The organism is Actinoplanes subglobosus, assembly GCF_042650585.1.
Classification (GTDB): Bacteria; Actinomycetota; Actinomycetes; order Mycobacteriales; family Micromonosporaceae; genus Actinoplanes; species Actinoplanes subglobosus.
This window is the reverse complement of the sequence record NZ_JBHSBL010000018.1, coordinates 575,831-588,546: the sequence shown is the minus strand read 5'-3', so window position 1 is coordinate 588,546 and position 12,716 is coordinate 575,831. Positions and strand designations below refer to the sequence as shown.

11 protein-coding genes are annotated in these 12,716 nt (G+C 71.0%); all 11 read right to left on the bottom strand.

Annotated elements, in window-relative coordinates; genetic code table 11:
* Positions 1–10: 10 nt before the first annotated feature.
* Complete coding sequence (locus tag ACFO0C_RS24610) at positions 11–577, bottom strand: GAF domain-containing protein (protein ID WP_378069000.1); 567 nt, start codon at positions 575–577, stop codon at positions 11–13.
* 46 nt (positions 578–623) lie between these two features.
* A complete protein-coding gene (locus ACFO0C_RS24605; RefSeq protein WP_378068999.1) occupies positions 624–1,901 on the bottom strand; it encodes a hemolysin family protein in 1,278 nt (425 codons plus the stop codon).
* A 57-nt stretch (positions 1,902–1,958) separates the two neighbouring features.
* A complete protein-coding gene (locus ACFO0C_RS24600) occupies positions 1,959–2,861 on the bottom strand; it encodes a DNA-3-methyladenine glycosylase family protein (protein ID WP_378068998.1) in 903 nt (300 codons plus the stop codon).
* 258 nt (positions 2,862–3,119) lie between these two features.
* A complete protein-coding gene (locus tag ACFO0C_RS24595; protein ID WP_378068997.1) occupies positions 3,120–4,292 on the bottom strand; it encodes a Pecanex-like protein 1 in 1,173 nt (390 codons plus the stop codon).
* A 43-nt stretch (positions 4,293–4,335) separates the two neighbouring features.
* A complete protein-coding gene (locus ACFO0C_RS24590) occupies positions 4,336–5,118 on the bottom strand; it encodes a DUF4142 domain-containing protein (protein WP_378068996.1) in 783 nt (260 codons plus the stop codon).
* A gap of 34 nt (positions 5,119–5,152) precedes the next feature.
* A complete protein-coding gene (locus tag ACFO0C_RS24585; RefSeq protein WP_378068995.1) occupies positions 5,153–5,863 on the bottom strand; it encodes a hypothetical protein in 711 nt (236 codons plus the stop codon).
* Positions 5,864–6,041: 178 nt separating this feature from the next.
* On the bottom strand, positions 6,042–6,815 hold the full coding sequence (locus ACFO0C_RS24580) for a hypothetical protein (protein ID WP_378068994.1): 774 nt from the start codon (positions 6,813–6,815) through the stop codon (positions 6,042–6,044).
* Positions 6,812–7,492, bottom strand: a complete 681-nt coding sequence (locus tag ACFO0C_RS24575) for a sigma-70 family RNA polymerase sigma factor (RefSeq protein WP_093619758.1) — start codon at positions 7,490–7,492, stop codon at positions 6,812–6,814. The genes ACFO0C_RS24580 and ACFO0C_RS24575 overlap by 4 nt, the downstream gene beginning before the upstream one ends.
* A gap of 612 nt (positions 7,493–8,104) precedes the next feature.
* Positions 8,105–9,076, bottom strand: coding sequence for a hypothetical protein (locus ACFO0C_RS24570; RefSeq protein ID WP_378068993.1), 972 nt, complete (start codon positions 9,074–9,076; stop codon positions 8,105–8,107).
* The gene (locus ACFO0C_RS24565; protein ID WP_378068992.1) at positions 9,073–11,562 is read right to left on the bottom strand and encodes an AAA family ATPase; all 2,490 of its coding nucleotides are present in this window, start codon (positions 11,560–11,562) and stop codon (positions 9,073–9,075) included. Before ACFO0C_RS24565 ends, ACFO0C_RS24570 begins: the two co-directional genes overlap by 4 nt.
* Positions 11,559–12,713, bottom strand: coding sequence for an exonuclease SbcCD subunit D (locus ACFO0C_RS24560; protein WP_378068991.1), 1,155 nt, complete (start codon positions 12,711–12,713; stop codon positions 11,559–11,561). Before ACFO0C_RS24560 ends, ACFO0C_RS24565 begins: the two co-directional genes overlap by 4 nt.
* Positions 12,714–12,716: the final 3 nt, after the last annotated feature.

The window sequence follows — 12,716 nt, the reverse complement described above, 5'->3', positions numbered from 1 at the left end:
GTCGGCGTGATCAGTTCACGGTTTCCCGCATGCGTTGTTCGGCGGCCGCGCTGCGGATCACCATGAGGCGCAGCTCCAGCTCGTCGGCGACGATCGAGGCCAGGTGCTGGAGTGCGGTCAGCTGGCGTGCGCCGGCCTCCCGAGGCACGCTGTCGATCACGTTGACGGTGCCGAGGCGGTAACCGTCGTGGGTGCGGATCGGCGCGGCGGCGTAGAACCGCAGGCCAAGCTCGCCCCGGACCAGGGGGTGCTCCAGGGTGCGCGGGTCCACGGCGGCGTTGTTGATCACATAGACGTCGTCCTGGGCGATCACCGAAGCGCACAGGCCGGGCTCCTTGCCGACCTCACGGACGCCGGTCAGGCCCTGGCAGGCGGCCAGCCACACCCGGTCCTGCTCGACCAGGGAGACGGTGGCGATCGGCGTGCCGAAGAGGGCGCCGGCCACGAAGGCGATCCGGTCGTACGCGTCCTCCACCGGCTGGTCGACCAGACGGTAACGGCGCACCGCGGCGAGCCGGGCCTGCTCCCGGGGGTCCACGTTGTCCAGGTATTCGTAGGCGTTCGACGACTCTGTCATGGACGGCAGCCTATTCCCGGAACCGCCGCCGGAGTCGCACAGATCGTCAGTCGTTCTCCGCGGGATGAGCACGGACCCGGACCTCGGTGATGGCCCGGCCCGTCACCTGGGTCACCTCGGCGGTGAACTCGGGCAGGGTCACCACCTCCCCCGGCTCGGTGGGGATGTGCCCCAGCTTGGCCAGCACCATCCCGGCGACCGTGGTGTAGTCGCCCTCATCCTGATGGTGCCCGTGGAAGCCGACGTCCGGCAGGTCGTGGATGGGGAACGAGCCGGGCATGAGCAGGGCGCCGTCGGGTTCGCGCACGGTGGCCGCCACGTCCCGGTCGGTCTCGTCGTAGATCTCGCCGACGATCTCCTCGACCAGATCCTCGATGGTGACGATGCCTTCGATGGCGCCACGCTCGTCGACGACCAGGGCCAGGGGCTGGCGTTCGGCGCGCAACTGTTTGAGCGCGTCGGTGACCCGCAGTGTCTCCGGCAGGAACAGCGGTGGCCGGGCCAGGTCGTCGACCGGGCCCTCCGCACCGACCAGGTCACGCAGGTGGACCACGCCGATCACGTCGTCCAGCCCGGCCGGGCCGATCACCGGCGCCCGGGAGTGCCCGCCGTCGATCAGCGCACGCAGCGCCTCGGCCGCCGATCGGCCGCTGGGCAGCGAGAGCACGTCGCGGCGGGGCACCAGGATCTCCCGCAGGATCCGGTCGGCGATCCCGAATGCGCCGGAGATGATGGTCCGTTGCTCGGCGGAGAACTCCTGCTGGGCGGCGACCAGGTCGCGGATCTCCTCGGTGGTGACCTCCTCGCGCTGGGCGTGCGGGTCGACACCGGCCAGCCGGACCACCCCGTCGGTGGATTTCCCGAGCAGCCAGACGGCCGGGCGGGAGATGTTCGACAGCACGTCGAGCGGCCGGGCCACGAGCATCGCCCAGCCCTCGGCCCGCTGCATGGCGATCCGTTTCGGCGCCAGCTCGCCGAGGACCAGGGTCACGAAGGTCAGCACCAGAGTGGTCAGGAAGGTGGCGACGCCGTCCGCCGCGAAACCGAGGAAACCGAGATGTGCGGCCACCGGATCCTTGAAGGTCGTGGTGGCCACCGCCGAGGCGAGCAGCCCGCCGAGGGTGATGCCGATCTGGATGGTGGCCAGGAACCGGTTGGAGTCGCGGGTCAGGCGGGCCAGTACCCGGCCGGACCGGGACTCCCGTTCCAGGCGCTGCACCTGACCCTCGCGGAGCGAGATGAGGGCCATCTCGCTGCCGGTGAACACGGCGTTGAACAGGATCAGGAGGAATACCAGAAGGACCGGAACGCCCAGGCCATCCATCACTTCGCCCTTCGGGACAAATCACACATTCCCGAACAACTTAGCGACCGATGCGGGTCAGAACCTGGAGAACGACCGCAGCGGCATCCGGGGACCGAACTTCGGGGCGCTGATCCCGCCCAGTGCCAGCAGATCGCAGACCCGGCCACGGTGCCCGCGGAACGGCTCCAGCAGCTCCAGCATCCGCTCGTCGGTGCCCCGCGCCTCACCGGCCAGCGCATACGCCACCGTGTTGGGGATGTGGAAATCACCCACACTGACCGCGTCCGCATCGCCGTGCGACAGGCGCACCGTCTCGGCAGCGGTCCATGGGCCGATCCCCGGCAGCGCCGTCATCCGCGCCGTCGCCTCGGCCGCGTCGGCGCACTCCTCCAGCCGGGCGGCGACCTGAGCGGCACGCAGCAGGGCCTGGGTGCGGCGCTGCTCCACACCGAACGGATGGAACACCCAGTACGGGGTGGCCGCCACGGCCGCCGGATCCGGGGGCAGCACCAGATCGGCCGGGCCGGGCGCGGGCTCACCGAAGTGCCGGCAGACCGCCCGGTACGACCGGTGTGCCTCCTTGCCGGTCACCTTCTGCTCCAGGATCGCGCGCAGCAGACGTGGGAAGACCCGGCCGGTGGCGGGTAGCCGTACCCCCGAGAAGGTTCTGGCCAGGCGCTCGATCAGCGGATGCCGCGCCGCGAGGGCCGGGAGGCCGCTCACATCGTCGCGGAGACCGGCGATCGCGTCCGCGCGGTCGGCGGCCCAGGTCGCGCCGGGCCCGTGGGCGGTCGCCACGAGCTCCCCGGCGGAGCGGGCAAGATGAAGAGTGGCCGGACCCTGCGGCGTACGCATGGCCAGCCAGAACCCGTCCTCGCGAACGACGCCGCACGGATCGTGTTTCGGCACCAGCAGAGGCCGCACCGAGGGGCCGAAGGCATACCGCTCCGGAGGGCTCAGCCGGCGGGTCACGGTCACCGCGCAACTATGCCATCTCGCACCGCCCGAGGGCGGGCACGCCGATGGCCCTGACCGTGCTCCGGGGTCAGGGCCATCGGGCCGTGACCGGACACCCGAGAAAGGTCCGGTCACACTGTGCGGAACCGCCGCCGACCGTCCGGCAGGGGGAAGGACGGCCGCCGGGGCTGATGGGGGGCCCGGTCCGGGTTCGGCAGAACCCGGACCGGTTCAGCTCCGGCGGAACGACGCCGGTTCCGCGGTAAGTGGTCGTGCCGGTCAGCGGACCCGGACGCGGATCGAGTCGAAGGCCGGCGTCTGGTTGGCGCGCTCCATCATCGGGATACGGTGCGAACCGTCACCGGCCCACGAGGAGCACTGGAACTCGCCCGCCTGGGGCAGGCCCGGCACCTGGATGGCGACGGTGTCCGGCTGAGCGCCACCGCGGCTGTCCTCGGTCGCGACGAAGAACGCCGGGACCGGGTCCGGAGCGGGAGCGGCGTTGCGGTTGTCCAGGATCCGGCACGCGGTGTGGAAGTGACCGCGGACCAGGCCGCCCTGGAGCACGCTGGACTCCACGTAGTAACCGCCCTGGCCGGCCGCGAGGAAGCGGTCCCGGATCAGGTTGCGGGTGCTCACCTGGATGGTGAACGGGGTGTTCCGGTTCACCTGGCGGGGCGCGTTCGTGATCAGCAGGGTCGGGTTGTTCGCGGCCGCACCGACCTCACCGAACTCGGTCGAGACGCACCGGTTGCCCTTCTGGAAACCGTCGTGGTCCTCGAGCTGGCTGGTGTCGCAGCTGTTGGTGAGGACACCGAGGCCGGCGCCGGGGGGCGGCGTGGTGGCGGCCGGCGGGTTCTGGTTCCCGCCGTTGTTGTTACCACCGTTGTTGTTGCCCTGGTTGCCACCGTTGTTGTTGCCGCCGTTGTTGGCGGGCGCGGTGGTGGCGGCCGGGCTGGGAGCGGCGCTGGCACTGGCGTTGCCGCCGTTGTTGTTACCGCCGTTGTTGTTACCGCCGTTGTTGTTGCCCTGGTTGCCACCGTTGTTGTTGTTGCCGCCGTTGTTGTTGCCACGGCCACGGCGGGCCAGGGTGTTCGCGTCGGCGTTGGCCACGTTGTTCATGACCCACTCACGGCAGCGAGCCTGGACCTGGGCGGTCGTCGCCACGTCGCCGGCACCGTCGTCCGCGTGCTGCGTGACCCGGCCGTTGTTCGTGGTGTACGTGCCCTTCCGGGTCTGGGTGGACAGGCGTGACCGGGCCGGGGCCTGCAGGTTCTCACAGGCGGCGAGGGCCTGGTCAGTGACCTTGTCCTCAGTGCTCGCGCTGGAGATCTGCGTGACGGTCACGACGCCACCGAACGCGGCCAGGGCGGCAGCGGCGACGACGACTACGCGGCGCCGACCGCTGAACCACGCCGGGGAATTGGCGCGCCGGTACTTGGACCTTCGCATGGGTGACACCTTTCTCTGTCGCCGTGGGTGGGCGATGTTTGACCTACCGCGCGCGGAAGATGCGCATGGTGGTGACGACCCCGACCACCAGCGCGGCAGCGAGGACCAACAGGATCACGGTGTTGCTGAGGCCGGGCACGTTCTCGCCCTCGGTTGCGGCAACCAGCATCTGGTTGTCGATGGGCACGGGGCCCTGACCAGCGGCCGCCGCCGGCGCCGGCGCTGTGGGCAGCGCCGCGTAGTCGACGATCTTGCTGCTCTCCAGCAGCGTCATGTGCGTCAGCACAAACTGGTTGGTCTGCTGCGCGAGCTTGCGGACCGAGTCGTTGCGGGTGGTGCCCCGGATGGTGGCGATGGCCGGGAAGATGCCGCCGTGGGCGGCACGGAGCCGATCGATGAAGATCTGGTCGAACTGCTCCGGGGTCGCGGCGTTCTCCATCTCGTTCAGCCAGGCCTGCTGGTTGCCGTTCGGCTGGTTCGGCAGCATGATGCCGAGCTTCGCGGCGACCGCACGGTCCAGGGCGTCGAGCGAGACGTGCTGCAGGGCGATGTCCGCCCCGATCTTCTTGACGACCGGGTTCTTCGATTTGACCGCCGCCATGTTCCCGGCGGGGATCTCCCAGAGGCCGGCCAGGCGAACCTTGACCACGAAGTCACGGTCGGCGGCACTGACGACGCCGGCGCCGCTGTCGGTGAGGCCGGTGTTCGGCGGCACGGGCACCACCGGGGTATCGGCGGCGTGGGCCGTCCCGGCCGGCGTCACCATGAACGCCAGGGACAGAGCCAGCGTGGCGACCAGCCATCGGGGAATACGGCGGGTCCTCATCTCGTCCTCCTACCTTTCCGCTGCCAGTGCCGGGTCAGTAGCTGTAGTCGCCGCCGGCGTCACCCGAGGTGTCGTCGGCGGGGGGAGCGACCGGCTTGGAGACCGCGGGGAGGCAGGTCAGGTTCTTGGTGCCGTTCGGCTGGATGACGAACCAGGTGCCGCTGACGTTCTGGCCCTTCCACTGACCCGGCTTCTTGTCGCCGATGTAGCGGTAGAGCGGCCAGCCCTTGAGGGTCAGCTGCTTGGTGCCGTCCTCGCGGGTGACGGTGCCGACGAGGGACTCGTCCACGCCGGTCAGCTTCGGCTCGCCGTCGTTGGTGAGCGCCGCGGGCCAGATCTTGGCGCAGTCGTCGTTGCAGTTCGACTTGGCCGGGCTGTCCTCGTCCTTGTCGAAGCGGTAGAGGACGAAGCCGTTCTGGTCCTGAACCGTCGTGCCCATCCGGGCGACCTTGGTGGCCTTGAGCTCGGTGGTGGTCAGCTCCTCGCTGATCTCCGGGGTGTTCGCGTCACCCGGCGCGGCCTCGGCCGTCGCCTCGGCGCTCGGGTCCGTCTCGGGCTCTGCTCCGGCGGTCGCACCCGGCGTCGCCACCACATCGTTGGACGCCGGCTCAGCGGCGTTGCCGTAGTCGGCGGGTTCGAATCCGGCCGGGGCGCAGCCTGTCAGTGCGAACGCCGCAACCAACGACGCGCCGAGAACCTTCAACTTCCGCTTCTCCGGTGCCACGGGGCCCTCCAGCTGATACATGGCTCTGGCATTTCCGGGCAGTAGTACGGAGACAGGTTCAAGACGGTTGAACATTCGGGTCGATCAAATCAATGATTTTTCGGTTGAACCTTCCGGCCGTCCGGCACGTAAAAGAAGAACCCCGGCATGAAAAATGGCCCGGTCGCTGAGCGACCGGGCCATTTCCGTGTTCGTACGGTTACGGAACGCGAACCAGGGTGTCCCCCGCGCCGCTGTCCGTGATCTCCTGCACCTGCACGTGGGCGATGTCGTCGACCGGGGTGGACGTGACGGCCTGGAGCATCAGCGGCTCCTTGTTGGCAGCCGTACCCCAGCCCTTCTCCCCGACCGTCCAGGCGGCGACCTTCTCCGAGGTGCCGTCCCGGCGGACCAGGAACAGGGCGCACTCCTTCGGCCCGGTGACACCGGCGACCGCGAAGGAGACCTGGGTGCCCCAGTCCTTCTTCAGCAGGCCGACCACGGCGCTGACACCCGTCCGGGTGTTGCTGCCGGTGTAGTTCTCACCGGGCAGCTTGGTGCCACCGATGTTGACCCCGCCCACGGGCAGCGGGTCCAGCTGGTTGCCCGCCTCGGCCGGGGTGGCGGGCGTGCCCGAGCCACCGTCCGGAGCGAGCCACTGGCCGCCGGCGAAGAGCGCACCGATGGACAGCATCGCGAAGACCACCACGGCGGCGGCCAGCGAGTAGAGACGACGGCTGTTGGCCCGCTGCCGCTCGACGCCGACCTCGCGCAGCATCTTGTTCAGCACGGCGCCGTCACGCTCGGCCCGCTCGGCGGCCTCGAAGGCCTCGCCGTCGACGGTCGCCAGGACGTCGGCCACCTCGACGAACGACTCGAGCTCGTACGCACACTGCGCGCAGTCGATCAGGTGGTCCTCGAAGCTGGCGGCGTCACGATCGTCCAGGATGCCGAGGGCGTAGGACGCGACGTCGTAGTGCTGGTCCTGCGTCATTCCGTCACCCCCCGCTGCTGGAGCGCCGTACGCAGAGCACGCAGCGCGTAGTAGACCCGCGACTTCGCCGTGCCGAGAGGCAGGTTCAGTGCCTCGGCCGCCTCCGGCACCGTGCGTCCGCGGAAGTAGGTCTCGATGAGAATCTCCCGATGCGAATGGCTGAGCTGCCGGAGCGCGTCCGACACCGTCATCGACTGCAGAACCTTGTCGGTCTCGTCGGACGTGGTCGGGAAGCTCTCCAGCTCCCGATCATACGTCTCGGCGGGACGGGCGTTGGCGCTGCGATGCTCGTCGATGGCGATACGCCGGGCGACCGTCACCAGCCACGGGCGCAGCGACTGCTGCCCCTGTGCGCCGAGCCGGTGCGCGTTGCGCCAGGCACGGAGCAGCGTCTCCTGCACGATGTCCTCCGCGCGCTGCCGGTCACCACCGGTCAGCCGCAGGACGAACATCAGCAGAGGACCGGCGTGCTCCTCGTACAGCAACCGGACGAGCGTGTCCTCGTGTCCGGGCGTGCTGCTGGGAGCGGCCTCGTGCCGCGGCGACTGCCGCGGGATCACCGTGCCCTCGTCGCGGTTGTTGCCGCCGTCGAGAGCCTGCCACCTACCACCGGAGTGTTGCCGTGCCATCACACGCACCCTCTCCGGCGCGAGCCGATCCTCGGCCACCGCATGCATCGATACCTCCGCCCGGACCTTTCCCCGTCGCCCGATATACGGCCGGGAGGCCCGGCCGGGATCAAAGCCGGGGCGAGAATTTCCGGGACACTTGGTCTCAACGGTCCTCCGCTGCGTTCGAGAGGGAGGGCGTGCCCACGCCGCCGATCACCCTCCGTATTGATCAACGCCGATTGGGACGCCAGGTAAGGGCGAATGATACTCAGTGACATTCGACCCTGGACATGTCCCCGAGAATAATTCTCGCCGTCCGTAGAGAGCGCGATCTCGCAGCGTGAACTTACGATTCCGTTCCGTTGTCATGCGTGCGTAATCTGTGGTGAATGAGCGCTCCGGCGAGCCGAACGGGTGATGCTCGAATGCCGGTCGGACCCTTTCGGGCGACACCCGTAGGGGAGCGCTCCCATTCCCGATTCCGCAGTTCCCGGCCCTGCGCCGGCGACCACTCCGCGACCACCGCGAGCGGGTCGGCACAACGTCGCGGCCGAACCGCCGACAGCGTTCCGGGATGCGGATCGACTTCTCACCCAGCGGGACGGAGCGAACTTTTCTGAGATCGCCCCGGTCCACTGGACGGGAAGGATGTGTGCACGAGCACAGAGAGTGCGGTCCTCAGCGGGTGTGACTGGTCGCCAACGCCAACGCACGGTGCAGGACCCGGGCGTCGCCGAGCATCCCCCGCAGGCGCCGCTCCAGGCCCGCGATCGGCACCAGGTTCTGCGGGGCACGGGGGTCCTTGTACGCCGACGAGGCGAACCGCGGCAGCGTCGCCACCGACACCTCGGCCAGCTCGATCGCCTGCTCCGCGGTCAGCTCCGGCGAGCACTCCACCCGCACGATGCCCGACCACGGCGCGCCCGACGAACCGGGCAACCTCAGATACCACGACCAGCCGCCCCACACCGACCCCAGATGGAACACCGGGGTCCGCTGGCTCGGGCGCAGCCGGGGCACGATCGCCTCCTGCGCGGCCGGCAGGTAGTGCTTCTGCTGCGTCTTCACGTAGCCGATCGTCCGGGGCAGCTGCCGTCGGTTGCGCAACGGTCCGTCCACCACGAGCAGATCGGCCCCGTCCGAGCCGCCGTCCCGGGCGGCCGCCGAGATCTCGATCTCCAGCGCCGTCAGCGGGCCCTGGACGGCCGCCGGCAGCTTGCTCGCCTCCCCGTTGCCGCCGACCCGGTGCACCTCGTAGCGCACCGAACCGGCCTGCACGTCGGTCGCCGACGGACTGGCCGTGAAGAGGCCACGACTCACCCGTGCGCCGACCAGCTCGGCGGCGCCCCGGGCCAGGTCGCACCGGACCACCCCGGCCGCGTACGACGCGGCCAGCCCGGCATAGGAGGTGCCGTCGTCCTCGGCCGTCCACAGCCCGGCGTCGTTCCGCCGCACCCCGTCGACCAGGAACACCACTTCCGGGACCGTCGCCGACCGGGACACGTCGATCGGCGCCCACTCGGCGGCCGGCACCTCGACGTCGACGTCGACCTGGGCGCTGCTGGACGAGCCCGGCCCGTCCCCACCGTTGTCGCCCTCGAAGGAGGAGCCGTAGGACGGGTCCCACGCGTCGACGAACATCCTGGTCACAGGCCGACCCTCTCCACGTGGGCGGTACGTGCGTCCTTGTGCACCTCGAACCGGACCGGCACCCGCTCGGCGAGCGCGTGCACGTGGGTGACCAGCCCGACCATCCGGTCGCCACGGGCCGCCAGGTTCTCCAGGGTCGCCGCGACCACGTCGAGGGTGGCCGCGTCCAGGGTGCCGAAGCCCTCGTCCAGCACGATCGACTCCAGGCTGGCCGCGGTGGTGCTCATCCCGGCCAGCTGCTCGGAGAGGGCCAGCGCCAGCGCCAGCGAGGCCTGGAACGTCTCGCCGCCGGAGAGCGTCCGCACGCCACGCCGCAGCCCCGCGTCGTGGTGGTCCACGACGGAGAACTCGCCCTTCTCGTGCATCAACTCGTACTGCCCGCCGGTCAGCTCCCGCAGGATCCGGGACGCCCCGTCGACCAGCAGGTCCAGCGCCTCCTCCAGCAGCCAGCGCTCGAAGTTGTTGGCCCGCAGGTGCCCGGCCAGGGATTTGGCCACCCGGCTCTCCCGCAGCAACGCGTCCCGCTGCTCCAGCGCGGCACGGGCCTGCTCCCGGCGCTCGGTCAGCCGCTGCCAGGCCGCACCGGCCCGCTCGGCGGTCACCGCCGCGGCCCGGATCAGCCCGGCCTCGTCCGGGGACGCCGGGCCGGGCACACCGGCCGCGATGAACAGGTCGACGATGTCGGCCCGGGCCCGCACCGTCTCCTGGTGCGCGGCGGCCACCCGGCTCTCCGCCTCGTCCCGCGCCGCCCGGCGCCGGCCGTGCTCCCCGGCGGCCCAGCCGACCAGCGCGTGCCAGGCGCCGGCCAGGTCGTCCCGGTCGGCCGGCGGCGGGCCGAACCGGGCCAGTCCGTCCCGGACCGAGTCGAAGGTGCGCCAGGCGGTCCGCTGCCGCTCCTCAGCCGACCGGACCACCGACTGTGCGGTGCGCAGCGCCTCCCGGGCCCCGCGCACCGCCGTGCCGGCGCCCTCCAACCGGCGCTGGAGCGCGCCCAGCTCGGTCAGCCGCTGCTGCAGCGACTCGACCCCGGGCAGCGCTTCGACGGCCTTGCGGACCTCGGCGAGCCGGGTCAGGTGATGCTCGTACTGCCCGCGCTTGCGCTCCAGGTCGAACGCCGCGTTGCGGGCGATCGCGTCCCGCTCGCGCCAGCGGGCCTGGGCCGACTCGGCCTCCTCGCTGGCCACCTTGCCGGCCTGCTCGGCCAGCCGGACCGCGGACTCCTGCGGCACCTGCGGCACCACGCCCACCGTCTGCTCGCAGACCGGGCAGGCGTCCCCGGCGTTCAGGTGACCGCGCAGCGCCGCCGCCCGGTCCCGCTGCTGGGCGTCCCGGTAGTCCTGGCGGGCCTGCTCCAGCAGCTGCTGGGCGCCGAGGTGCTGGGCGTGGGCCAGCTCGGCAGCGGCCTGGGTGTCCCGATACTCGACGTCGGCCACCGACACCTTGCCGGCGAACCACTCCTCCTGCTCGATCAGGCGGCCCAGCTCGGTGTGCCGGTCCAGCGCCACCCGGAGCTGCCCGGGATCGCCCGCCGCGGTCAGCTCACCGCGGACCTTCTCCTCGGCCTCCTCGGCCGCGTGCACCTCGGCGGCGGCCCGGTCGGCGGACTCCCGCGCCGCGGCGACCGCGCCGGCCGCCTCCTCCAGACCGGCGGGGGTACGCACCGAGCCGAGCGCCGCGAGCTCGGCATCCAGCGCGTCCCGTGCATCGGACGCGGCCACCTCGGCCTCCCGGGCGGTGCGCAGTCCCGGCACGGCGGCCTCCACCGCGACGGTCAGCGCCCGCATCCGCTCCAGCTCGGCGGCGGCCTGCCCGACGGCCTCGTCGGTGGCGTCCTCCAGGGCACCGAGCTGCTGCTCGACCACGGTCAGCTTGGCCTCCGCCCCCTTGCCCCGCTCCGCCGCCTTGACCTGCACCTCCTCGTAGACGTGCAGGCCCAGCAGGTTGACCAGGATCTGCTGCCGGGTCGCCGGTTTCGCGTGCAGGAAGTCGGCGAACTGGCCCTGCGGCAGCACCACACAGCTGGTGAACTGCTCGTAGGGCAGGCCCACCGCGTCCAGCACGGCGGCGTCCATCTCGGCCGGGGTGCCGGCCAGCACCTCACCCAGGTCCGCCAGGTCCATCCCGGTGTCGAGCTTGGTGACGTCGAAGCCGGGCGGCATCAGCTGCAGCCCGGCTCCCGCCGTCTTCACGTTGCCCCGGCCGTCCCGGCGGACCACCCGGGTCGCCACGAACCGGTCGCCGGCCGACTCGAAGACCAGGCGCACCCGGGCCTCGGCCGACGACGGCGCGAGGGCGTTGCCGATCCCCCGCGCGCCACCCCACCGGGGGACGGTGCCGTAGAGGGCGAAACAGATCGCGTCCAGCACGGTGGACTTGCCCGAGCCGGTCGGGCCGACCAGGGCGAAGTAGTCGGCGTCGGTGAAGTCCACGGTCGTCTGGTCCCGGAAGACCGTGAACCCGGCCATGTCGAGCCTCAGTGGCCTCATTTGTTGCTGCTCACCTCGTCGTACAGCGCGTCGAAGAGCTCGCGGACGCCCTCCTCGGCGTTACCGCGACTGTCCAGGTAGTCGCCGAAGAGCTCGCGCGGGGACCGGCCGGCCCGCTCGGCGCTGCGGGCGCCGTCACGGCTCGGCAGCATGTCCGGGTCGATGCGCACCTCCAGAGCGTTCGGCAGGAGCTCCTGCACGTCCTCGCGGAGGCCGGGCCGGGGCGCTTCCCGCACCAGGACACGCAACCAGGCGTCCGGAAGGTTCACCGTGGCGAGCTGCTCCAGCGTGCCGCGCACGGTCCGCAGGGTGAGCGCCGAGGTCACCGGCACATCGCGGACATGAGCCGCCTTGTCGGTGGAGACGTCGACGATCGCGACCGAGCAGACGTTCTCCTCCTCGCCGAAGTCGACGGCGAGCGGACTGCCGCAGTACCTCGTCGGGCACGGGGAGATCACCGTCTGGTTCCGGTGCAGGTGGCCCAGGGCGACGTAGTGCGCGTTCGCCGGGAACACGGTGGCCGGCACGGCATACCCCATGATCGTGTGCGCCTCGCGCTCGCCGCCGCCGGTACTGGCGCCGACGATCGTCAGGTGAGCGGTGAGCAGGTTGACCGCTCCGGGCTCCGAGAACGGCTCACTGAGCTTGGCGATCAGGCGGGCGACCAGGTCGGCGTAGGTCTGATTGGCCTCGGCGGCGGTGAGCTCGTACATCTCGGCGGCCCGGATCGCATACCGCTGGGAGAGGAACGGCAGCGCGACGAGCCGCCACCGCTCACCGCCCTCGGTCGTCCCCTCGATCAGAAGATCATTCAGATCACCCTTGGGGTACGACCCCCGCAGCTCGATCCCGGCGGCGTCGGCCCACGGGCGCAACGCGTCGAGAGCGGCCCCGTTGTCGTGGTTGCCGCCGATCGCCACCACCCGGGCGCCGGTCTTGCGCAACGCGGACAGGGCGCGGGTCACCAGCCGGGTCGCCTCGGCGGTCGGCGCGGCGGTGTCGTAGAGATCACCGGCCACGATCACCAGATCGGGGCGCTCGGCCCGGGCGATCTCGACGACCTGGGCGAGAACCTTGATGTGCTCCTCATTGCGGTTCTTGCCCTTGAGAACCTTGCCGACGTGCCAGTCGGAGGTGTGCAGGATGCGCATCGC